General features: G+C 68.1%; 21 protein-coding genes. 15 read left to right on the top strand and 6 right to left on the bottom strand.

Going from position 1 to position 20892, the window contains the following annotated elements:
• Nucleotides 1–4 precede the first annotated feature (4 nt).
• From pap to nhaA, 4 genes are all read left to right on the top strand, one after another.
• A complete protein-coding gene (gene pap / locus L540_RS07600) occupies nucleotides 5–1471 on the top strand; it encodes a polyphosphate:AMP phosphotransferase (protein WP_043207037.1) in 1467 nt (488 codons plus the stop codon).
• Nucleotides 1472–1506: 35 nt separating this feature from the next.
• Nucleotides 1507–1956 (top strand): GNAT family N-acetyltransferase, encoded by a 450-nt coding sequence (locus L540_RS07595; RefSeq protein ID WP_043207039.1) that lies wholly within the window; start codon nucleotides 1507–1509, stop codon nucleotides 1954–1956.
• Nucleotides 1953–2417 carry an HIT family protein gene (locus L540_RS07590; protein WP_043207041.1) on the top strand — a complete coding sequence of 155 codons (465 nt, stop codon included), beginning with the start codon at nucleotides 1953–1955 and terminating at the stop codon, nucleotides 2415–2417. The genes L540_RS07595 and L540_RS07590 overlap by 4 nt, the downstream gene beginning before the upstream one ends.
• 143 nt (nucleotides 2418–2560) lie before the next feature.
• Nucleotides 2561–3751: a Na+/H+ antiporter NhaA gene (nhaA, locus tag L540_RS07585; RefSeq protein ID WP_043207043.1), complete on the top strand. Its 1191-nt coding sequence runs from the start codon at nucleotides 2561–2563 to the stop codon at nucleotides 3749–3751.
• Here nhaA and L540_RS07580 read toward each other — a convergent pair.
• Together L540_RS07580 and L540_RS07575 are read right to left on the bottom strand one after the other, a co-directional pair.
• On the bottom strand, nucleotides 3713–4129 hold the full coding sequence (locus L540_RS07580) for a hypothetical protein (RefSeq protein ID WP_043207046.1): 417 nt from the start codon (nucleotides 4127–4129) through the stop codon (nucleotides 3713–3715). The two genes, nhaA and L540_RS07580, sit on opposite strands and share 39 nt — an antisense overlap.
• The gene (locus L540_RS07575) at nucleotides 4126–4557 is read right to left on the bottom strand and encodes a transcriptional repressor (RefSeq protein ID WP_043207047.1); all 432 of its coding nucleotides are present in this window, start codon (nucleotides 4555–4557) and stop codon (nucleotides 4126–4128) included. The genes L540_RS07580 and L540_RS07575 overlap by 4 nt, the downstream gene beginning before the upstream one ends.
• 204 nt (nucleotides 4558–4761) lie before the next feature.
• Between L540_RS07575 and L540_RS07570 the strand changes: the two genes are divergently transcribed.
• From L540_RS07570 to L540_RS07550, 5 genes are all read left to right on the top strand, one after another.
• Nucleotides 4762–5418, top strand: a complete 657-nt coding sequence (locus L540_RS07570; RefSeq protein ID WP_043207372.1) for a helix-turn-helix transcriptional regulator — start codon at nucleotides 4762–4764, stop codon at nucleotides 5416–5418.
• 109 nt (nucleotides 5419–5527) lie between these two features.
• A complete protein-coding gene (locus L540_RS07565; RefSeq protein ID WP_180961749.1) occupies nucleotides 5528–6250 on the top strand; it encodes a 5'-methylthioadenosine/adenosylhomocysteine nucleosidase in 723 nt (240 codons plus the stop codon).
• Between the two features lie 22 nt (nucleotides 6251–6272).
• Nucleotides 6273–7031 carry a uracil-DNA glycosylase gene (locus L540_RS07560; RefSeq protein WP_043207052.1) on the top strand — a complete coding sequence of 253 codons (759 nt, stop codon included), beginning with the start codon at nucleotides 6273–6275 and terminating at the stop codon, nucleotides 7029–7031.
• Between the two features lie 228 nt (nucleotides 7032–7259).
• Nucleotides 7260–9038: a DEAD/DEAH box helicase gene (locus L540_RS07555; RefSeq protein WP_109842507.1), complete on the top strand. Its 1779-nt coding sequence runs from the start codon at nucleotides 7260–7262 to the stop codon at nucleotides 9036–9038.
• Between the two features lie 98 nt (nucleotides 9039–9136).
• The gene (locus tag L540_RS07550) at nucleotides 9137–10309 is read left to right on the top strand and encodes a class I SAM-dependent methyltransferase (RefSeq protein WP_043207375.1); all 1173 of its coding nucleotides are present in this window, start codon (nucleotides 9137–9139) and stop codon (nucleotides 10307–10309) included.
• On the opposite strand, the gene L540_RS07545 is transcribed toward L540_RS07550, so the two are convergent.
• A complete protein-coding gene (locus tag L540_RS07545) occupies nucleotides 10306–11397 on the bottom strand; it encodes a tRNA CCA-pyrophosphorylase (protein ID WP_043207056.1) in 1092 nt (363 codons plus the stop codon). The two genes, L540_RS07550 and L540_RS07545, sit on opposite strands and share 4 nt — an antisense overlap.
• The gene (locus L540_RS07540; RefSeq protein ID WP_109842508.1) at nucleotides 11394–13523 is read right to left on the bottom strand and encodes a lytic transglycosylase domain-containing protein; all 2130 of its coding nucleotides are present in this window, start codon (nucleotides 13521–13523) and stop codon (nucleotides 11394–11396) included. Before L540_RS07540 ends, L540_RS07545 begins: the two co-directional genes overlap by 4 nt.
• Nucleotides 13524–13568: 45 nt before the next feature.
• Between L540_RS07540 and L540_RS07535 the strand changes: the two genes are divergently transcribed.
• The 6 genes from L540_RS07535 (at nucleotide 13569) to L540_RS07510 (ending at nucleotide 19645) form a co-directional block, all read left to right on the top strand.
• On the top strand, nucleotides 13569–14246 hold the full coding sequence (locus L540_RS07535) for a 5-formyltetrahydrofolate cyclo-ligase (protein WP_043207060.1): 678 nt from the start codon (nucleotides 13569–13571) through the stop codon (nucleotides 14244–14246).
• A gap of 133 nt (nucleotides 14247–14379) precedes the next feature.
• A complete protein-coding gene (locus tag L540_RS07530; RefSeq protein WP_043207062.1) occupies nucleotides 14380–15804 on the top strand; it encodes a circularly permuted type 2 ATP-grasp protein in 1425 nt (474 codons plus the stop codon).
• 2 nt (nucleotides 15805–15806) lie between these two features.
• Nucleotides 15807–16739 carry an alpha-E domain-containing protein gene (locus L540_RS07525; RefSeq protein ID WP_043207063.1) on the top strand — a complete coding sequence of 311 codons (933 nt, stop codon included), beginning with the start codon at nucleotides 15807–15809 and terminating at the stop codon, nucleotides 16737–16739.
• 13 nt (nucleotides 16740–16752) lie between these two features.
• Nucleotides 16753–17556, top strand: a complete 804-nt coding sequence (locus tag L540_RS07520) for a transglutaminase family protein (RefSeq protein WP_043207066.1) — start codon at nucleotides 16753–16755, stop codon at nucleotides 17554–17556.
• 34 nt (nucleotides 17557–17590) lie between these two features.
• On the top strand, nucleotides 17591–18454 hold the full coding sequence (locus tag L540_RS07515; protein WP_043207069.1) for a proteasome-type protease: 864 nt from the start codon (nucleotides 17591–17593) through the stop codon (nucleotides 18452–18454).
• 201 nt (nucleotides 18455–18655) lie between these two features.
• Nucleotides 18656–19645 (top strand): tripartite tricarboxylate transporter substrate-binding protein, encoded by a 990-nt coding sequence (locus tag L540_RS07510; protein ID WP_043207071.1) that lies wholly within the window; start codon nucleotides 18656–18658, stop codon nucleotides 19643–19645.
• A gap of 53 nt (nucleotides 19646–19698) precedes the next feature.
• Here L540_RS07510 and metF read toward each other — a convergent pair whose 3' ends face one another.
• Nucleotides 19699–20541: a methylenetetrahydrofolate reductase [NAD(P)H] gene (gene metF / locus L540_RS07505; protein WP_043207073.1), complete on the bottom strand. Its 843-nt coding sequence runs from the start codon at nucleotides 20539–20541 to the stop codon at nucleotides 19699–19701.
• Complete coding sequence (locus L540_RS07500; protein WP_043207075.1) at nucleotides 20541–20876, bottom strand: phage holin family protein; 336 nt, start codon at nucleotides 20874–20876, stop codon at nucleotides 20541–20543. Before L540_RS07500 ends, metF begins: the two co-directional genes overlap by 1 nt.
• Nucleotides 20877–20892 lie beyond the last annotated feature (16 nt).

Genomic DNA, 20892 nt, shown 5'->3' with positions numbered 1-20892 from the left:
AAACATGTTTATGGAAGCGCAAGCCGACCCTATCCTCTCGAAAGAGGATTACAAGGCATGCGAGCGCCGCCTGCGCACGGCTCTGCTCAAGGCGCAATACGACCGTCTGAACCGCGCCGACCGGACGCTGCTGATCGTCGTGGCCGGCATCGACGGCGCGGGCAAGGGGCAGACCATCAACCTGCTCAATGACTGGATGGACCCGCGCCACATCCACACCCTGGCCTTCGGCGAACCCGACGAGATCGAATCCGAGTTCCCGCCTTTTTGGCGCTACTGGAACGCCATGCCGCCCAAGGGCGAGACCGGCATCGTCTTCGGCTCCTGGTATGTGCCCCTGCTGCGCGAGTGCTATCGCAAGAAAACCCGGCCCGAACGGGTGGAGGCGCTGGCCGCCCAGATACGGCGCTTCGAAGGCATGCTCATCACCGAGGGCGTGCAGATCGTCAAACTCTGGTACCACCTGTCGGCCAAGGCGCAGACCGATCGCATCAAACGCCTGAAAGCCAGCCCCGAGACCTCCTGGCAGGTGTCCCCCGACGACTACCAGGTCGCCAAGAAATACCACCGCATCTGCGATGCCGCGCACATCGCCCTGGCGCACACCGACGCCGATCACGCGCCCTGGGTCGTCATTCCCAGCGCCGACGACAATCTGCGCGTGGTGCGCACGGCCCAGACCGTGCTGGCCACCATGAAGCGGCGCGCCATTCCGCTGGTCGCGCGCGCCGGACTGGACCGCCCCCGCCTGGGGCCGGTGGCCGACCGGCTGGCCGGGCTGGACTACGAGGCGCGCGAAGACAAGCAGGACTACGACAGCGAACTGGGCCTGTTGCAAGGCCGCCTGGCGCGCGCGGTACGCAGCGAAAAATTCCGCGAACGCTCGCTGATCCTGGCATTCGAGGGCCAGGACGCCGCCGGCAAGGGCGGCGCCATCCAGCGCGTGGTGCAGGCCCTGGACGCCCGGCAGTACGACATCACGCCCATTGCCGCGCCGCTGCCGCATGAACTGGCCCGCCCCTATCTCTGGCGCTTCTGGCGTCATGTGCCGCGCCAGAACCGCGTCGCCATTTTCGACCGCAGCTGGTATGGCCGCGTGCTGGTCGAACGGGTCGAGAAACTCACGGCGCCCGCGCTGTGGCGCCGCGCCTATGCCGAGATCAATGATTTCGAGCGCCAGCTCACCGACAACGGCGCCATCATCATCAAGTTCTGGCTGGCCATCACCCAGGACGTGCAGCTCGAACGCTTCAAGGAGCGCGAAAAAACGCCCTTCAAGCGCTACAAGATCACGCCCGACGATTGGCGCAACCGCAAGAAGTGGCGCGAGTACGCGCAGGCGACCAACGAAATGCTGGCCCGCACCGACCTGCCCGATGCCCCCTGGTATCCCATACCGGCCAATGACAAGCGCTATGCCCGCCTGCAGGTGCTGCGTCACATCGTCGCAACCCTTGAACAACACCTCTAGGACCCGCCCCTGGACTTTTCCGGAAGAGATACATCATGAGCTCGATTGAAATCCGCCCCATCTCCCAGGCCGACTTCGCCGTCTGGCTGCCCTTGTGGAAGGGCTACCAGGCCTTCTACAACGTCGACATCGCCGAAGCGGTCACCCGCGTGACCTGGGAGCGTTTCCTGGACCCCGCCCAGCCCATGCATGCCGCGCTGGCCTATGACAATGGCCGGGCCATCGGCATGGTGCACTGGATCTACCACCGCTCCACCTGGACCGCGGGCGATTATGTTTATCTCCAGGATCTGTTCGTGTCCCAGGATGTGCGCGGCAAGGGCGCCGGCCGCGCGCTGATTGAGCATGTCTACCGCGACGCCGAGGCCAACAACGCCGCGCGCGTCTATTGGCTCACCCACGAAACCAATCACACCGCCATGCAGCTCTACGACCACATCGCGGACCGCTCCGGCTTCATCCAGTATCGCAAGGTGCTGGCTTGAGCACACGCGATCCGCAATGCCCCCTGTGCCAGGCCGAGGGCGGCGAACTGCTGTGGCAAGGCCCGCATCTGCGCGTCGTCGACGCGCAGGATCCCGACTACCCCGGCTTTACACGGGTCATCTGGAATGCGCACCTGCCCGAGATGACCAGCCTGTCCACGCATGGCCGGGACCTGATCATGCGCGCCGTCTACGCCATCGAACAGGCGCAGCGCGACACGCTGCAGCCCGACAAGATCAACCTGGCCTCGCTGGGCAATATGGTGCCGCACCTGCATTGGCATGTGATCCCGCGCTGGCGCGAAGACCGCCACTTCCCCAACGCCGTCTGGGCAGCGCCGCGCTTTGCCGCCGGGGCCGAGCCGGCCGATTTCCTGGCGCGGCGCGAAGCGGTGCGCGCGCGCCAGCAGCGCTACCGGGACCGTCTGACCGAAGTCATGAATGCCCTGCTCTGGCATTGATAGCGGGATAAAAGACTTAAGTCAGTCTTATTTTCATGAGAAACCTCACTCTGTCCGATATGTTCAGCTAATATTCAGCTTATTCTCCGCTGATACGAGGGCGGCCCTACAGGCCGCCCTCGGCTTTTATAAAAGCGAACGCCGTGTCCCATCCCCGCCCCAAGTCGTTTCTGCACGCTTTTTTTTCCTCCGAGGCCTTGGGCGGCTACATCCTGATGCTGGCCGCCGTCCTGGCGCTATGGGTGGCCAACTCGGCCTGGGCGCCGGGCTATTTCGGCCTGCTGGGCGCCAAGCTGGGGGTTCATATCGGCCCGGTCATGCTGCGCGAGAGCGTGCAGCACTGGATCAACGACGGCCTGATGGCGATTTTCTTTCTGCTGGTGGGCCTTGAGATCAAGCGCGAAATGCTGGATGGGCAATTGCGCGGCCTGTCGCGCGTCGTGCTGCCGGGCGTGGCGGCGGCCGGCGGCATGCTGGCCCCGGCCCTGATCTATCTGGCCGTCAATGCCGGCAACCCGCAAGGACTGCGCGGCTGGGCCATCCCGGCGGCCACCGACATCGCTTTCGCGCTGGGCATCCTGGCGCTCCTGGGCAGCCGCGTGCCCACGTCGCTCAAGATCTTCCTCACCGCGCTGGCCATCCTCGACGACCTGGGCGCCATCGTCATCATCGCCCTCTTCTACACCGCGCAGCTCAATGGTTTCGCGCTGTCCATGGCGGCGGTCTTGCTGCTGTGCCTGATCGCCATCAACCGCCTGGGCGTGGTGGCGCTGTTGCCCTATCTGGCCATCGGCGTGCTGCTCTGGTTCTTCGTGCTCAAGTCCGGCGTGCACGCCACGCTGGCCGGGGTGGCGCTGGCGCTGACCATCCCCCTGCGCCGCCATGGCCAACCCTCGCCGCTGCACAAGCTCGAACACGCCCTGCATCGCCCCGTGGCGCTGCTCATCGTGCCCATCTTCGGCTTTGCCAATGCCGGCGTGTCTTTCGCCGGGCTCGGGCTGGACGCGCTCACCGCGCCCGTGCCGCTGGGCATCGCGCTCGGCCTGTTCCTGGGCAAGCAGCTGGGCGTGTTCGGTTTTGCCTGGCTGGCCATCCGGCTGGGCATCGCCAGCCTGCCGCGCCAGGCCAGCTACCGCCAGCTCTATGGCGTGGCGCTGCTGTGCGGCATCGGCTTCACCATGAGCCTGTTCATCGGCGCGCTGGCCTTCGATAGCCAGGCCGCCATCGACGCCACCAAGATCGGCGTGCTGGCGGGCACGCTGTGCTCGGCCGTGGCCGGCTATCTGCTGCTGCGCTCAGGCGGCCGCGCCGTCCACGCTCAGGCCGGCCATTAAACGGCGCGCGGCCAGGCGGGCTTCGACCATGCTTTGGACCACCACAAACGGAAAGCCGAAGGCGCGCGTCATTTTCTCGGCCTGCCTGCTGGCGCGCTCATAGCCCGAAATATCGGGCTTGACCGCGACATAGCCCCGGCTGACCCGGCGGATGCGGTGCATGTTGTCGGTCTGCCATTGCAGCATCCGCTTGCGGTCCTCGTGCGCGATGGGCGCATCCAGGTCCAATGTCACCAGCACGAAGGGCTCGGGGCTGGCCACCAATTGCTCCATCTCGCGCACCCAGGCCTCGGCATAGCCTTGCGGGGCGCCGTGATGGCGGGTGAGCACCAGCGGAAACTGCGTCAGGTCGTGATATTGAAAAAGCATGGGGTTCATTCGAAAACTCCTTTGATTGCGTCGCGGCACCGCGCGCAACGTCCATACAGCGAGAGGCTGTAACTCTTGAGCGCGAAACCGTGCCGGCGCGCGATGCGGCGGGCCTGGTCGGCGATGCCGGCATCGCTGCTCTCGGCCACCGCGCCGCAGCCGGTGCACACGAGATGATCGTGGCGGCCCTTGGCGGCCAGTTCGAACACGCTGGTCTGCGCATCGAACTGGCTGCGGGCCAGCAGGCCCGCGTGAGCCAACTGGCCCAGGACGCGATAGACGGTCGCCAGGCCGATATCCACCTGCTCGTCCAACAGTTGCCGATAAACGTCGGCCGCGCTCATGTGGCGGTCGGGATAGCGCTGGAAGATGTCCAGGATCTTCAAGCGCGGATAGGTCGCCTTCATGCCGACGCCGTGCAAGGGGGACTGGTCCATCGGGGCTCTCCTGGTCATGCCAACTCAATGAGAATGATGTACATTTTCATCTACGAACACTAACGAAAAGCCGTCAACAACTTGCGCAAAACCGCCAATCTGTCCTTGCCGCCGGATCCGCAATGGCTGTTTGAGCCGCACCACTTCCTGAGCGAGCGCCAGCCGCGGGGCACGGAAGTGCTGCCGCACTCCCACCTGGACGGCATGTTCCTGCTGGTGCAGGAAGGCCTGATGTTGCTGCACAGCGGCGGCGACTTCAGCTCGCTTGCGCCCGGCCGCCTGGGCTGGATTCCGCCAGGCATGCAGCTGCAGGCGCGCTGGTTCGGCCGCGCGCGCGGCACCGCCATGTTCGTGCGCGCGCATGCCTGCGCCAGCCTGCCGCCCAGGCCCTGCAGCTGGCAGGCCAGCGCGCTCATCGAAGCGCTCTTTCTGCGGCTGGCGCAATGCGCCACGCTGCCCGACGGCCATGCCCGCGGCCTGTTCGAGGTCATGACCGAGGAGCTGCGCCTGATCGAAACCGAGCGCCTGTCGCTGCCCTTGCCGCATGACGAGCGTCTGCGGGACCTGGCGCATGCCTTGCTGGCCGCGCCCGGCGATGCGCGCGGCATCGATGCCTGGGCGCGGGCCTTCAATATGTCGGAGCGCACGCTGATGCGGCGTTTTCGCGCCGAGACCGGCGTAACCCTGGGCCAATGGCGCGCCCAGGCGCGCATGCTGCGGGCGCTGGAACTGCTGGCCCTGGGCGAGCCGGTCACCCAGGTGGCGCTGGCCGTCGGCTACGAAAGCACCAGCGCCTTTATCGGCATTTTCCGCGAGCAGTTCGGCGTGACGCCCAGCCGCTACGCGGCTGGCGGCGCTTGAGGACCCGCCCCTGGCGCGCCGACGGTTTCTGCAATATCGTCGGACCACCGCGGGCCTGGGGCGCAGCCGCTCACGGACGAACGGCCGCGCGCCGAAACTGAAGGAGAACATCATCGCCATAGGTATCCTGGCCGCGCTGGCCGACGAAATCAGCGACCTCACCGCGGCCATGGCGCCTGGCGCCCAGGTGCATCGCATCGGCATGCGCGACTATCACCACGGCCTGCTGCACGGCCACGAATGCGTGATCGCGCTCACGCGCGTGGGCAAAGCCGCCGCCGCGGCCACCACGGCCACACTGCTGCAGCGCTTCGCCATCGAGCGCGTCATATTCACCGGCGTGGCCGGCGGCCTGCATGCCGAGGTCCAGGTGGGAGACGTGGTGATCGGCAGCGAGGCCCTGCAGCATGACATGGACGCCCGCCCGCTCTTTCCGCGCTACGAACTGCCGCTGCTGGGCGTGTCGCGCCTGGAGGCCGACGCCGGGCTCAGCCGCCAGCTGGCCCAGTGCGCCGAACACTTTCTGCAGGGACGCGACAGCCGCGTGCACCGCGGCCTGATCGCCACCGGCGACCGCTTCGTCGGCGACGCCGACACCGGGCGGCAGCTGCGCGCCAGCCTGCCCGACGCCCTGTGCGTGGAGATGGAAGGCGCCGCCGTGGCCCAGGTCTGCCACGAGTTCGGCGTGCCCTGGGCGCTGCTGCGCACCATCTCCGACCATGCCGACCCACACGCCGACGTCGACTTCCTGCAGTTTTTGCGCGAAGTGGCCAGCGTCTATTCCAGCGGCATCCTGAGCCACTATCTGCGGACCTTGCCGCTGGCGCGCTGAGGCTTGTGCCACAATCGCCGCCATGGCTATCGACAATCGTTTGCTTCCCCGCACGCTGGCCGCCCAGGCGGCCGCCTTGCCCGCCGAATGGGCCCAGGTTCTGGCCGCGCCGCGCGTGGCCCTCGCCCTGGACGGCGTCATCCGCCACGTCGAGGCGCGGCTGGCCGAAGGCGCCACCGTCTATCCGGCCACGCCGCTGCGCGCCCTGTCGGCGCTCGCGCCTTCCGAGGTGCGCGTGGTCATCCTCGGCCAGGATCCCTACCACGGCCCGGGCCAGGCCCAGGGCCTGGCTTTCTCGGTGCCTGACGACTGCAAGTGCCCGCCCAGCCTGCGCAATATCTTCAAGGAAATCGGGCGCGACTATGCCTTGTCAGGCGCGCCGGGCCATGACCTCGGCCCCTGGGTGGAACAGGGCGTGCTGCTGCTGAACACCTCGCTGACGGTCGAGGATGGCCAGCCCGGTTCGCACGCCAAGAAGGGCTGGGAGACCGTCACCGACGCCATCTTCGCCCGCGTGGCCCAGGATCCGGCCCCCAAGGCCTTCCTGCTCTGGGGCGCGCATGCGCAGGCCAAGGCCGCCCTGCTGCCGCCCGGCCACCCCCATCTCGTGCTGGCCGCCAATCACCCCTCGCCCCTGTCGGCGACCCGGCCTCCGACCCCATTTATTGGCTGCGGACACTTCCGCCTGACCAACAATTGGCTGGCCAAACAAGGTCAAACCCTGATTGACTGGACAAGAACTTTCAAAAAAAACCCCCATCAGGCCGAATTTCGGTTATGATCGCCGCACTGCACCAATAGATTCGGCATTTTTCTTTCGCCTTTAGGCGCTATGCAGTCGATGCCCGTGACGGGCCCCATGCCGAACTTCATCGATTCCTGACCTCTTTCCTTTCGCCCCGCAGGCCGTTATTCGTTGCCTGCAATCCGCGCACGGTTGATTCGGTCGGCACGATGCTTCCATCAACCGCTGCCTGGTTCCGGGGCTGATTTCCTTTGCCCGCTGCCCATGCATCTGCGCCGCCCTGCGCGGCAAGGAAACGCTATGTCTTTCGAAGACCTGGGCCTGTCGCCCAGCATTCTCTCCGCTCTGCAAACCGCCGGTTTCACCGAGCCCACTCCCGTGCAGGCCGCCGCGATCCCGCGCGCCCTGGCTGGCGCCGACCTCATGGTCTCCTCGCAGACGGGCAGCGGCAAGACCGCCGCCTTCATGCTGCCGGCCCTGAACCGTGTCGCCGGCCTGTCGCCCAACAAGGGCGTGGGCGTGCAAATCCTGGTGCTGACCCCGACCCGCGAGCTGGCCCTGCAAGTGGCTGACGCCACGGCGGCCTACGGCGCCAACCTGCCGGGCCTGCGCACCACCACCGTGGTGGGCGGCGTGCCTTATGGCGCCCAGCTCAAGGCCCTGTCGCGCCGCGTCGACGTGCTGGTGGCCACCCCCGGCCGCCTGATCGACCACCTGAAGGCCGGCCGCGTCAAGCTGAGCACCGTGCACACCCTGGTGCTCGATGAAGCCGACCGCATGCTGGACATGGGCTTCATCGAAGATATCGAGACCATCATCGAGCGCCTGCCCGAAAGCCGCCAGACGCTGCTGTTCTCGGCCACCCTGGACGGCAGTGTCGCCCGCCTGGCCGAGAAGATGATGCGCGAACCCGAGCGCATCGAGATCGCCGGCCACCGCGACAAGCACGCCAACATCACGCAAAGCCTGCTGTACGCCGACGACGCCTCGCACAAGATGCGCCTGCTGGACCACCTGCTGCGCGACACGCGCCTGGACCAGGCCATCGTCTTCACCGCCACCAAGCGCGGCGCCGACGACCTGGCCGACCGCCTGGCCGAACAAGGCTTCGCCGCCGCGGCCCTGCACGGCGACATGAACCAGCGCCAGCGCACCCGCACGCTGACCCAGTTGCAGCGCGGCCAGGTGCGCGTGCTGGTGGCCACGGACGTGGCCGCCCGCGGCATCGACGTGCAAGGCATCAGCCACGCCGTGAACTTCGACCTGCCGCTGCAGGCCGAAGACTACGTGCACCGCATCGGCCGCACCGGCCGCGCGGGCCGCGATGGCCTGGCCTACACGCTGGCCGTGCACTCCGAGCGCCACAAGGTCCGTCGTATCGAGCACTACATCGGCCAGACCATCACGCCCGAAACCATTGCCGGCCTGGAACCCCAGCGCAGCCCGCGCCCGGGCAACGGCCCGCGCTTCGGCGGCAACAAGCGTCCTGGCGAGCGCCGCCACGGCGACCGTCCGCAGCGCGACTTCGGCGATCGTCCCCAGCGCAGCTTTGGCGACCGCCCCCAGCGCGACTTCGGCGACCGCCCCCAGCGCAGCTTTGGCGACCGCCCCCAGCGCGACTTCGGCGACCGTCCTCAGCGCAGCTTTGGCGACCGCCCCCAGCGTGACTTCGGCGACCGGCCCCAGCGCAGCTTTGGCGACCGCCCGCAGCGTGACTTCGGCGACCGCCCCCAGCGCAGCTTTGGCGACCGTCCCCAGCGCGACTTCGGCGACCGGCCCCAGCGCAGCTTTGGCGACCGTCCGCAGCGCGACTTCGGCGACCGGCCCCAGCGCAGCTTTGGCGATCGTCCGCAGCGTGACTTCGGCGACCGGCCCCAGCGCAGCTTTGGCGACCGTCCCCAGCGCGACGCCGGCGACCGTCCCCAGCGCAGCTTTGGCGACCGCCCCCAGCGCGACTTCGGCGACCGCCCGCAGCGCAGCTTTGACAAGCGCGGCGCGCCGGGCAAGCGTTTCGGCAAGCCCGCCGGCGACCGCCGCGGCTGATCGCCAGCAGCCATGAAGACCGGGCCCCTCAGGGCCCGGTTTTTTTTCGTCCCCGCCGCCGCCCAGCGCCGGACTCGGGCGCGTGGGAAAATATGGCCATGCAATCGACTCTTTCTTCTTCCCTGCCGGCCCTGGATGCCGAGGCCAGCGCGCACAGCGCGGCCGTGGCCGACCACCTGCGCCAGCAGATCGATGCGGCGGGCGGCTGGCTGTCCTTCGAGCGCTGGATGGCCCAGGCCCTGTATGCCCCGGGCCTGGGGTATTACACCGCCGGCGCCGTCAAACTGGCTTCGGACCCTGGCGATGCGCGCCAGCCGGGCGGAGACTTCGTCACCGCGCCCGAACTCAGCCCCCTCTTTGCCGGCACGCTGGCGCGCCAGGCCGCCCAATGGCTGCAGGCCACCGGCACGGCGCGCGTGCTCGAATTCGGCGCGGGCACCGGCGCCCTGGCCGAGGGCGTGATGGCCGAGCTCGACCGTCTCGGCTTCGCGGTCGAATACACCATCGTCGAAGTGTCGGCCGACCTGCGCGCGCGCCAGCAGGCGCGCCTGGATGCAGAGCGCGTGCAATGGCTGGACCAGCTGCCCGAAGCCTTCGAAGGCGTGGTGCTGGCCAATGAGGTGCTCGATGCCATGCCGGTGCGCCTGTTCCGCTTTGACGAGCAGGGCCGGGTGCTGGAGCGCGGCGTGGGCTGGCAGGATGGTTTTGTATGGCAAGACCGCCCCGCCGATGCGGCGCTGGCCGCCGTGGTCGCCGCGCGCCTGCCGGCGCTGCCCGGCTATGTGTCAGAAATCAATCTGCAGGGCGAGGCCTGGGTGCGCGAGATGGGCCGCTGGCTCAAGCGCGGCGCCGCCTTGCTGCTGGATTATGGCTTTCCGCGGCATGAGTACTACCATCCGCAGCGCGCCGGCGGCACGCTGATGTGCCACCTGCGCCATCACGCGCACGCCGACCCCTTCGTGGCGCCCGGCATGCAAGACATCACGGCCCATGTGGATTTCACCGCCATGGCCGACGCCGCGCTCGAAGGCGGCCTGGATGTGCTGGGCTATACCTCGCAGGCGCGCTTCCTGATGAACGCCGGCCTGCTGGATCTGCTGGGCCGCCTGGACCCGGCCGACAGCCGGGCCTATGCGCAGGCGGCCGCGCCGGTGCAGAAGCTGCTTTCGGAAGCCGAGATGGGCGAGCTCTTCAAAGTGCTGGCCATCGGCCGCGGCGTGCCGGCCGGCCCGCTGGGGTTTGCGCGCGGCGACCGGCGCGGCAGCCTCTAGACCGCGCCCAGGGCCGCCAGGCGCGCCTGGCGCAAGGCCGGCTTGATGCGCGCGGGTTCGCCGGCGCATTGCCGCGCGACGGCGCCGGCATCGACGCCGCGCACCGCCTCCAGGTCGCGGCGCCATTGGCCGGCGTCAAGCTCGGCCACGACCGAGGCCGTCTCGGCCAGGGCCAGGAAACGCTCGGGCTTGCGCAAGCCGTCGCAACGCTCGATGAGATCCAGCCGCTCGGGCACCGACCGCGCCGGCAGAGCCTGCAGCCACACGGGCAGCAGGCGCGCCTGGTCGGCGCACTCGGTCGGCACGCGCAGGCGCGCGGCCAAGGCGTCGCGCTCGGGACTCAGGCGGGTCAGCAAGGCATAACGGCCCGGCAGCGGCAGCCCGCGCCGCGCCGCCTCGTCCAGACCGGGCGCAACGTCCTCCCATTGCGCCAGCTGCGGCATCACGCGGGACAGGGCGCCGCATTCGGCCCAGACGCGCAGCATGCGCGAGGGCATGGCCTCCATGAGGCCGCGCGACAGCTCTTTCCAGACGCGCTCGGGCACCAGGGCGTCGACCTCGCCTTGCGCCACCATCTGCTGGCACAGCGCCCGCGTTTCGGGCGCCACGCTGAAATCGGTGAAGCGGGCCGCGAAACGGCCCAGGCGCAGGATGCGCACCGGATCTTCGGCGAAGGCTTCGCCCACGTGGCGAAAGCGCCGCGCGCGCAAGTCGGCCTGCCCGTCCAGGGGATCGACCAGCCGGCCGTCCGGCGCGCGCGCGATGGCATTGACGGTGAAATCGCGCCGCCGCAGATCCTGCTCCAGGCTGACGTCGGCGCCGGTATGGAAGGTAAAGCCCTTGTAGCCGCGCCCGGACTTGCGCTCGGTGCGCGCCAGGGCGTACTCCTCCTTGCTCACCGGGTGCAGGAAGACCGGAAAATCCCCGCCCACCGGGATAAAGCCGCGCCTGGCCATTTCTTCGGGCGTCGCGCCCACCACCACCCAATCGCGGTCGCCGGCCGGCAGCCCCAGCAGCGCGTCGCGCACGGCGCCGCCGACGATGTAGACCTGCAGGCCCGCGATGGCTGGATCCGGCGTGGCGCTCATGGCGACTTGGCCATGACGGCGGCCGGCGGCACCACATTGCCCAGGCGCTCCTTGAGCGACTGCGGCTGGCCCGTGAACATGGCCGCATAGTAGACGGCATTGGACATCACATTCTTGACGTAGAGGCGCGTCTCGGTAAACGGGATGGTCTCGGCGAACACCGCGCCCTCGACCGGATGGCTGAAGGTCGCGCGCCAGTTGCGCGGCCGCCCTGGGCCGGCGTTGTAGCCGGCGCTGGCCAGCATTTGCGAGCCGTCCAGGTCGCGCAGCACCATGTTGAGGTATTGCGTGCCGAGCTCGGTGTTGACATCGAAATCATTCACGCTGCCCGGCGTGAAGTCGGTCATGCCTATCTTGCCGGCCACCCATTTGGCCGTGGCGGGCATGAGCTGCATCAGCCCCGAGGCGCCCACATGCGAACGGGCGTCCATGATGAAGCGCGACTCCTGGCGGATGAGTCCGTAGACCCAGGCCGGATCCACATCCAGCGCGCGCGCCTTGGCCGACACCCGCCCCTCGAAGGGCGCGATATAGCGTTGCGAAAAATCGAACTCGCGTTCGGTGCGCTCCGAGGTGTTGACCACGCGGTCATAGATGCCCTCGGCCCGCGCCAGCTCGGCGGCGGCCAGCAGCTGCCGGTCGTTCATCGTGCGCAGGGCGAAGTTCCATTCGGGCACGGCCTCCGAGCGCCAGCCCAGGCGGAACATATGCACGGCGCGCACCAGCGCCGGATTGGCCCGCGCCTCGCGCATTTCGGCGTCATTGACCGGCTCGGCCTGGGGCGGCAGCTTGATGCGCTGGCCCAGCTCCTCGGTGGCAAGCTGGCCATAGAAATTGAACTGGCCGGCGATGCTGGCGTAGGCGCGCTGCGCCTCGGCGGTCTGGCCCAGCGCCGCCTGTCCGCGCGCTTTCCAGTAGACCCAGACTTCTTCATTGCGCTGGGAGGGCGACATCTCGTCTATCGAGGCCACGACCCATTTCCAGTCCACGCGCTGCTGACGCAGCGCGGCGCGGACCTTCCAGGCGTAGTTGTTGTCGGTCATGCGGATGTGGCCGGCCTCGCGATACCACTCATAGGCGCGCGGATCGAGCGCGACGGCGGCGGCCAACGCATACTGCCCGCGCACCCAGGCCAGGTAGGGGCGGGGCAAGTGCCGGGCCCATTCGCGCTCCAGATAGGAATCGGCCACGCTGATGTCCGAGCGCGCCAGGCGGCCCAACGCCAGGGTAACCAGCTCTTTTTCGTTGCGGCCCACCGGCGACTTGCCCTGGCGCACCAGCCATTTCATGGGGTCGCGCATCATCAGGTCGTAGGTCTTGACGTCCTGCGGCTCGAACAAATACTGCACCAGCTTGCGCGCGTCCGTGGTCCGGTTGTTCTCGATGGCATCGCGCAATTGCGGCAGGAGCTCATCCCAGCCGAGGACGCGGTCGGCGACCAGCTGGTCATACAGCGCCCAGCAGGCCGAGCCCGGCGCGAAGGCCTTCAGCGCCTCTTCGGCCGTGGCGCGCTTGCCCGTCATGTGGCGCGCGTCGAGGACCGCGCAGGCCACCTGGGCATTGCTGGCCTTGGCCGGCGCCAGACGGCGCACCGTCTCGAAGTCCCCGCTGCGCGCGGCGGCCAGGATCCAATCGTTGCGCAGCCGGTCTTCGAGGTAGCTGCCGGCATTGGCGGCCAGGAATCGCGTGAGCTGGCTGTCGGGGCGCACGCCATTGGGCGGCACGGCCAATTGATAGCGCAGCAGCCAGTATTGCGGGTAGGCGCCCAGCACATCGCTTTCGGCCTGGGGCGCGAGCGCGCCCAGCACCGACCATTGTTTGCGCGTCATGGCCTCGCGCGCCGAGACCACCGCCTGGCGGGCCGTCGAATCGGGCGAAGCGGGCAACCCGGCCAACACGGCGCGCGGCACGGCGATGGGCCGCGCGGCCTGCTCGGGCGCGAGCGAGGTCTGCAAGGCCAGCGCCGGCGCCGGCGAGGCGGCCGGTTCGGCGCGCTGCTGGGCGTCCACCGGCGCACAGCCCGCGGCCAGCAAGGCCAATAGCGGCAGCAGCCGCCGCAGCCCGCCCGAGGCCAAGGAATTCTGATACCGTTGGGATTGACGCCCCGCGCTCACCGTTGGCTTCATCGTCCGCCCCTTCACGCCTTACACCGCTAGACCAGGCCCGCCCGTATGCAGACCCAAAATACTGGAGAGAATACCGCAGTCGCGCTGCGCGCGCGATTGCGCCGTCAACGCGCCGAGCTGCCCGAAAATCAACGCAGCCGGGGCGCGCTGCTCATGCGCGGCCGGCTGTTCACCTGGCTGAACGTGGCGCGCGAGCGGGCGGCCGGCCTGGGCCGGCCGCTGCAAAGCGTCGCGGCCTTCTGGCCCATGGCCGAAGAACCGGACCTGCGGCCGCTGTTACAACAATGGGTCGACGCCGGCATCACCGTCTGTCTGCCCGTGGTGCGCGAACGGGGAGCCGCCCTGGAATTCCGCCGCTGGACGCCGGATGCCCCCATGCAGGCGGGCGCCTATGGCATCGCCGAGCCGCAGGCTGGCGACCTCGTCGTCCCCGATGTGCTGCTGGTGCCCACCCTGGGCTATACGGCCGACGCCGAGCGGCTGGGCTATGGCGGCGGCTACTACGACCGCACGCTGGCCGCCCTGACGGCGGCCGGCCATCCCCATACCGCCATCGGTATTGCCTGGGATGAGGGGCTGTTGCCGCAAGACTACAAGCCGGCCCCGCATGACGTCCCCCTGGCCGCCGTGCTCACCCCCTCGGGCTGGGTGCCCGAGGCGCCGCTGGAGACCGGCGGCCTGCCGGCCGGGCGCGGCAGCGTGTTCTCGCACATCCTGCGCTAAACGCACCATCCTGACGCACCGGTCGGCACCTCTTATGGTGCGCGCCGGCGCGCGCCCCAGGCGCCGTCCCGCCCGCGAAGCTGGCATGGGGCTTGCTTGATTTCCTGTCAACCGCGCCACCGCAGGAGACAGCATGAAGGACGGGCCCGCCATGGTTTTTGACGAGATGTTCGACGCCCAGGGTCGCGTCCGTCCCCACTATGAGGGCTATGCCTATTGGCTGGAGGGCCAGCCCGCCGAGGCGATGGCGGCGCGCCAGATCGAGGCCGACCTGAGCTTCAGGCGCGTGGGCATCACCTTCTCCGTGGCGGGCGACGCGGCCGGCACCGAGCGCCTCATCCCCTTCGATCTCATCCCGCGCATCATCGCCGCGGCCGAATGGCAGCGCCTGGATGCCGGCCTGAAACAGCGCGTGCGCGCGCTCAACCGTTTCATCCACGACATCTATCACGACCACGATATCGTGCGCGCCGGCATCGTGCCGGCCGAACAGGTTTTCCTCAATGCGCAATACCGGCCGGAGATGCAGGACATCGACGTCGCCGAGGATATCTATTGCCACGTCGCGGGCGTGGACATCGTGCGCGCCGGCGCGGGCGAGTTCTATGTGCTGGAGGACAATCTGCGCGTGCCCTCCGGCGTGTCCTATATGCTGGAAAACCGCAAGATGTCCATGCGCCTGATGCCCGACGCCTTCGGCAGCAACAAGGTCCGGCCCGTGGCGCACTATCCCGACCTGCTGCTGGACAATCTGCGCGAGGTCGCGCCGGGAGGCAACGACGATCCCACGGTGGTGGTGCTCACGCCCGGCATGTACAACTCGGCCTATTTCGAGCATGCCTTCCTGGCCCAGCAGATGGGCGTGGAACTGGTCGAGGGCCAGGACCTCTTCGTCGAGCAGAACACGGTCTATATGCGCACCACGCGCGGGCCGCGCCGCGTGGATGTGATCTACCGGCGGCTGGACGACGATTTTCTCGATCCCCTGTCTTTCCGGGCCGACTCGGCGCTGGGCGTGCCCGGCCTGCTGTCGGCCTATCGCGCCGGCCGCGTCACCCTGGCCAATGCCATCGGCACGGGCATCGCCGACGATAAGTCCACCTATCTCTATGTCCCGGAGATGATCCGCTTCTATCTGGGCGAAGAGCCGCTGCTGTCCAATGTGCCGACCTGGCAATGCGCGCGGCCCGAAGAATGCTCGCATGTGCTGGCGCACATGCAGGACCTGGTCGTCAAGGAGGTCCACGGCGCCGGCGGCTACGGCATGCTGGTCGGTCCCTGCGCCAGCCGCCAGGAGGTGGAGGACTTCAAGCAGCGCGTGCTCGCCAACCCGGCCAATTACATCGCGCAGCCCACGCTGTCGCTGTCGACCATCCCCACCTATGTGGAATCGGGCGTGGCGCCGCGCCACGTGGACCTGCGCCCCTACGTGCTGTGCGGCAAGGACATCCGCACCGTGCCGGGCGGCCTGTGCCGCGTGGCCCTGGCCGAAGGCTCGCTGGTGGTCAACAGCAGCCAGGGCGGGGGCACCAAGGACACCTGGGTACTGGAAGACTGACCATGCTGAGCCGAACCGCCGATCATCTTTTCTGGATGTGCCGCTACACCGAGCGCGCCGAAAGCACGGCGCGCATGCTGGATGTCAACCTGCAGATGTCGCTGCTGCCCCAGGATGCGCTGACGCGCGAGAACTCCTGGCGCGCCCTGCTGCGCATCTCGGAACTGCACGGCCGCTACGAGACCCGGCACGACGCGCTCACCCCGGCCAGCGTGCTGCACTTCATGGTGCGCGACCCGGACAATCCCTCTTCCATCCATGCCTGCCTGCGCGCCGCGCGGGAGAACGCCCGCGCCGTGCGCGGCAGCCTCACCACCGAACTCTGGGAAACTTACAACAGCACCTGGCTGGAGTTCCAGAAACACCTGCAGTCCGGCCTGCCGGAACGCAATCCGGGCGAGTTCTTCGAATGGGTGAAATTCCGCTCGCATGTCGCGCGCGGCGTCACTCAGGGCACCATGCTCGAAGACGAGGCGCTGTGCTTTCTGCGCCTGGGCATGCACCTGGAGCGCGCCGACAACACCGCGCGCCTGCTGGACGTGAAATTCCATGAAGGCGAGCATGGCCCGCAGAACGAGTTCTACCGCTGGTCGGCCATCCTCAGCTCGGTCTCCGGCCTGGAGGTCTACCGCAAGGTCTACCGCGATGTCGTCACGCCCGACCGCGTGGCCGAACTGCTCATCCTGCACGGCGACATGCCCCGTTCGCTGCTGGCCTCGACGCAGGCCGTGGCCGACAACCTGGCCAGGGTGGCCAATGAACGCTCGGCCGAGACCGAACGCCGCGCCGGCCGGCTCAGCGCGGAGCTGCGCTTCGGCCGTGTCGAGGACATCCTGCGCGGCGGCCTGCATGGCTTTCTGGAGAGCTTTCTCGAACGCATCAATGACCTGGGCAACCGCATCAGCCAGGATTTCCTGTTGCCGCTGTCGACCTGATACCGGAGCCCGCATGAAGCACCTGATCCGCCACGTCACCCACTATCGCTACACCTCGCCGGTGAGCTATAGCATCCAGGTCCTGCGCCTGACGCCGCGCCAGGACGAGCATCAGCGCGCCCTGCGCTGGTTCATCGACGCGCCCGGCCCGCTGCAGGAACAGGTCGATGCCTTCGGCAACATCACCCACACCCTGACCATGACCCGCCCGCACGACGAAATCGAGCTGCGCGTCACCGGCCACATCGAGATCGACATGCTGCCGCAGGGGCGGCTGCCCGACGAGGACCGCCGCCTGCCCCTGCATGCCTTCTGCGTGCCCACGCCGCTGACGCATGCCGACGCCGCCGTGCGCGACTTCACGCGCGGCGCGCTGTCGCATGGCCTGAAGACCCCGCATGACGCCCTGACCCTGGCCGAGGCCATCTGCGATCGCGTGCATTACGAACCCGGCGCCACCGATGTCGGCACGGCCGCCGGGGACGTCCTGAAACTGGGCCATGGCGTCTGCCAGGACCATGCCCATCTCTTCCTGGCCTGCGCGCGCGGCCTGGGCGTGCCGGCGCGCTACGTCAGCGGCTATCTCTACACCGAGGCGGCCCACGCGGCCAGCCATGCCTGGGCCGATGTCTGGCTCGATGGCCAGGGCTGGGTCAGCGTGGACATCACCAACCGCCAGTTCGCCTCGGACTGCCACTGCCGGCTGGCCGTGGCGCGCGACTATGACTCGGCCTCGCCGGTGCGCGGCGTGCGCAATGGCGGCGGCGGCGAAATCATGAGCGTCTCGGTGCAAGTCCAGGCTGCCCACCAGCAATAGACCGCATCCTCCTCCCTCTTTTTTTGACCGCGCCATGACCTACTGCATCGCGGCCCAGCTGAACCAGGGCCTGGTCTTTCTCTCCGACTCGCGCACCAACGCCGGCGTCGACCAGATCAGCATTTTCCGCAAGCTGCATGTCTTCGAGCTGCCGGGCGATCGCGTCATGGCGCTCATGACCGCCGGCAATCTGGCCATCAGCCAGGCCGTGCTCAACGTGCTGGCCCAGGAAAACGCCCAACGGCCCGATTCGATCTGGCGCGTGCCCAATATGTTCGAGGCGGCCCGGCGGGTGGGACAGGCCGTCAGGCTGGTCTATGAGCGCGATGCCGAGGCGCTGCGCGAACAGGGCGTGGAGTTCAATATCAACCTGATCTTCGGCGGCCAGATCGGCGCCGCCCCCTGCCGCCTGTTCCAGGTCTACGCGGCGGGCAACTTCATCGAGGCCACGCCCGAATGCCCGTATTTCCAGATAGGCGAGGCCAAGTACGGCAAGCCCATCCTGGACCGCGTGCTGCGCCCGGACACGCCGCTGGACGAAGCCGCCAAATGCGCCCTCATCTCCATGGACTCCACGCTGCGCTCCAATATCTCGGTCGGCCTGCCGCTGGACCTGCTGGTGTATGAGGCCGACGCCCTGCGGGTGACGCATTTTTCCAGCATCGACGAGCAGAACGAGTACTTCGCGATGATACGCGGCACCTGGGGCGAAAGACTGCGCCAGGTCTTCGCCGAGATTCCCGATCCGCTCTGGAGCCGGCCCGAAGACCCGGACTCGCTGGTGCCGGCGCACCGCGTGCACCAGCCCATGCGCATCCTGCCGGCCGGCCTGGCCGGCAACCGCTATGCCGCGCCGCAGCTGCTGGCCCAGGGCGGCTCCCCGACACAGGCCAATTAGGCCGACGCGCCAGCCCTGGCCCGCGGATGGCCAGGCCGCACGCTAGGGCAAATCCCCATTTGGCGCTGCCGAAGTGGGCTTTCCGGAATCGCGAATAGCCAGCCCGCCCGCTCTCGCTCACACTAGCCTATCGCCGCCATCGGCCAGCCCGCCCACAAGGCGCGCCGGCGATGACGACCCAGAACAACGGAGTGAGACTGAATGAAGCGTATCCCGATGAGCCGCCGCGCGGCCCTGCTGGCCCTGGGCGGGCTGTTGTCCCTGAGCGCCCAGGCGCAGGACAAGAACTATCCCACGCATCCCCTGACCCTGGTCGTGCCCTTCGCGGCCGGCGGCCCCACCGATGTCGTGGCCCGCTCGCTGGGCGCCTCCATGAGCAAGACGCTGGGCCAGCCCATCGTGGTCGAGAACCGCACCGGCGCGGGCGGCACGCTGGGCCCCTCCTTCGTATCGCGGGCCCATCCCGACGGCTACACGCTGCTCATCCACCACAACGGCATGGCGACGGCCCCGGCGCTCTACAAAAAACTGCCCTACGATCCCCTCAAGGACTTCGAGTACGTCGGCCAGGTGGCCGATGTGCCCATGACGCTGATGGGCCGCAAGAGCCTGCCGCCCAACGACATGCCGGCCTTCATCGCCTATGCGCGCGCCAACGGCAGCAAGATCAACCTGGCCAACGCCGGTCCGGGCGCCGTGTCGCAGCTGTGCGGCACGCTGCTGCAGGATGCGCTGGGCACGCAGTTCACGGAAATCCCCTATGCCGGCACGGCGCCGGCCATGAGCGCGCTGCTGGGCGGCCAGGTCGATGTGCTGTGCGACCAGACCACCCAGACGCTGCCGCAGATCAAGGGCGGCGGCGTCAAGCTCTACGGCGTGACCACGCTGGAGCGCATCAAGGCCCTGCCCGATGCGCCGACCCTGCAGGAAAGCGGGCTGAAGGGCTTTGAAGTCATGGTCTGGCACGGCATCTATGCCCCCAAGGGCACGCCCAAGGCGGCCATCGACCGCATCAACGAGGCGTTGCGCATCGCGCTGAAAGACCCCGCTTTCGCCACCAAGATGAATGAGCTGGGCGCCGTGATCGTTCCGCCGGCCAAGCAGACCCCCGAAGGCCTGCATGCCTGGCTGCAATCGGAAACCACCAAATGGGGCGGCATGATGAAAAAGGCCGGCATCGAACCGCAATAAGGTTCCGCGCCGGCCTGGCAGGGCGGCTCCCGGCGGGAGCCGCTTTTTTTGCCTTAGAGCTGCAGGTTCTTCCAGATGCCCAGGGTCGCTTCCGACTGGTTAAGGGTATAGAAGTGCAGGCCGGGCACGCCGTTGTCGAGCAAGGTCTGGCAAAGCTCGGTCACGACGTCCACGCCGAAGGCCCGGATCGAGGCCTTGTCGTCGCCGAACTCGGCCAGACGCAGCCGTATCCAGCGCGGCAGCTCGGCGCCGCACATCTCGGAAAAACGCGAGAGCTGGCTGTAGTTGGTGATGGGCATGATGCCCGGCACGATGGGGATGGCCACGCCACGCGCCTGCGCCCGGTCGACGAAATCGAAATAGGCGTCGGCATTGAAGAAATACTGCGTGATCGCGGCATCCGCGCCGGCCCGGACCTTGGCCACGAAATGGTCCAGATCCGCCGTGGGGCTGGCGGCCTGCGGATGCATCTCGGGATAGGCGGCCACTTCGATGTGGAACCAATCGCCGGTTTCCTCGCGGATGAAACGCACCAGGTCGCTGGCATAGCGCAGCTCGCCGGCATCGCCCCCCATGCCCGAAGGCAGGTCGCCGCGCAAGGCCACCACGCGATGCACGCCGGCCTCGCGATAGTGGTTGAGGATGTCGCGCAGCTGCTCGCGCGAGGCGCCGATGCAGGACAGATGGGGCGCCGCGTCGCAACCGAGGTTGGTCAGCGTGCGCACGGTCTCCTCGGTGCCGGCGCGCGTGGAGCCGCCCGCGCCGAAGGTCACGCTGACATAGCGCGGCTGGATGGCCAGCATCTGCTTGGCCGCGCGCACCAGCCTTTCCTGCGCGGCGATATCGCGCGGCGGGAAAAACTCCAGGCTGAGGGCGGGAGAGGTTGAGTCGGTCATCAGGGTATGAGTTTGGACAGCAGGCCGGCGATGATGCTGTAGAGAATCGCACCCGCCACGGCCCACCAGAAGCCGTTGACCTGGAAGCCGCGCAGGATGGAGCCGGCCAGCCAGAACAACAAGGCATTCAGGACGATCAGGAAGAGACCGAGCGTGACGACGGTGATGGGCAGCGTCAGCAGCACCAGGACGGGCTTGACCAGCATGTTCAACAGGCCCAGCACCAGCGCGGCGACGAGCGCCGAACCGAAACTGGCCACGGTGATGCCGGGCAAGAGATAGGCCACGGCCAACAGCGCCACGGCGTTCAGGATCCAGACCAGAATCAATGCCATTTCGATCTCCTGTAAG

The sequence above is a fragment of the Bordetella pseudohinzii genome, from assembly GCF_000657795.2.
Taxonomy (GTDB): Bacteria; Pseudomonadota; Gammaproteobacteria; order Burkholderiales; family Burkholderiaceae_B; genus Bordetella; species Bordetella pseudohinzii.
The sequence above is the reverse complement of the archived record's forward strand: the minus strand, read 5'-3'. Positions and strand labels throughout refer to the sequence as shown.

What these genes read in the sequence shown, in the direction of transcription:
- L540_RS07515 (WP_043207069.1), top strand. Translation starts at nt 17,591, where the DNA reads ATGACCTACTGCATCGCGGCCCAGCTGAACCAGGGCCTGGTCTTTCTC.
- L540_RS07500 (WP_043207075.1), bottom strand. Translation starts at nt 20,876, where the DNA reads ATGGCATTGATTCTGGTCTGGATCCTGAACGCCGTGGCGCTGTTGGCC.
- L540_RS07520 (WP_043207066.1), top strand. Translation starts at nt 16,753, where the DNA reads ATGAAGCACCTGATCCGCCACGTCACCCACTATCGCTACACCTCGCCG.
- L540_RS07535 (WP_043207060.1), top strand. Translation starts at nt 13,569, where the DNA reads ATGCAGACCCAAAATACTGGAGAGAATACCGCAGTCGCGCTGCGCGCG.
- metF (WP_043207073.1), bottom strand. Translation starts at nt 20,541, where the DNA reads ATGACCGACTCAACCTCTCCCGCCCTCAGCCTGGAGTTTTTCCCGCCG.
- pap (WP_043207037.1), top strand. Translation starts at nt 5, where the DNA reads ATGTTTATGGAAGCGCAAGCCGACCCTATCCTCTCGAAAGAGGATTAC.
- L540_RS07525 (WP_043207063.1), top strand. Translation starts at nt 15,807, where the DNA reads ATGCTGAGCCGAACCGCCGATCATCTTTTCTGGATGTGCCGCTACACC.
- L540_RS07540 (WP_109842508.1), bottom strand. Translation starts at nt 13,523, where the DNA reads ATGAAGCCAACGGTGAGCGCGGGGCGTCAATCCCAACGGTATCAGAAT.
- L540_RS07555 (WP_109842507.1), top strand. Translation starts at nt 7,260, where the DNA reads ATGCATCTGCGCCGCCCTGCGCGGCAAGGAAACGCTATGTCTTTCGAA.
- L540_RS07570 (WP_043207372.1), top strand. Translation starts at nt 4,762, where the DNA reads ATGTTCCTGCTGGTGCAGGAAGGCCTGATGTTGCTGCACAGCGGCGGC.
- L540_RS07595 (WP_043207039.1), top strand. Translation starts at nt 1,507, where the DNA reads ATGAGCTCGATTGAAATCCGCCCCATCTCCCAGGCCGACTTCGCCGTC.
- L540_RS07545 (WP_043207056.1), bottom strand. Translation starts at nt 11,397, where the DNA reads ATGAGCGCCACGCCGGATCCAGCCATCGCGGGCCTGCAGGTCTACATC.
- L540_RS07580 (WP_043207046.1), bottom strand. Translation starts at nt 4,129, where the DNA reads ATGAACCCCATGCTTTTTCAATATCACGACCTGACGCAGTTTCCGCTG.
- L540_RS07550 (WP_043207375.1), top strand. Translation starts at nt 9,137, where the DNA reads ATGCAATCGACTCTTTCTTCTTCCCTGCCGGCCCTGGATGCCGAGGCC.
- L540_RS07510 (WP_043207071.1), top strand. Translation starts at nt 18,656, where the DNA reads ATGAAGCGTATCCCGATGAGCCGCCGCGCGGCCCTGCTGGCCCTGGGC.
- L540_RS07575 (WP_043207047.1), bottom strand. Translation starts at nt 4,557, where the DNA reads ATGGACCAGTCCCCCTTGCACGGCGTCGGCATGAAGGCGACCTATCCG.
- L540_RS07530 (WP_043207062.1), top strand. Translation starts at nt 14,380, where the DNA reads ATGAAGGACGGGCCCGCCATGGTTTTTGACGAGATGTTCGACGCCCAG.
- L540_RS07560 (WP_043207052.1), top strand. Translation starts at nt 6,273, where the DNA reads ATGGCTATCGACAATCGTTTGCTTCCCCGCACGCTGGCCGCCCAGGCG.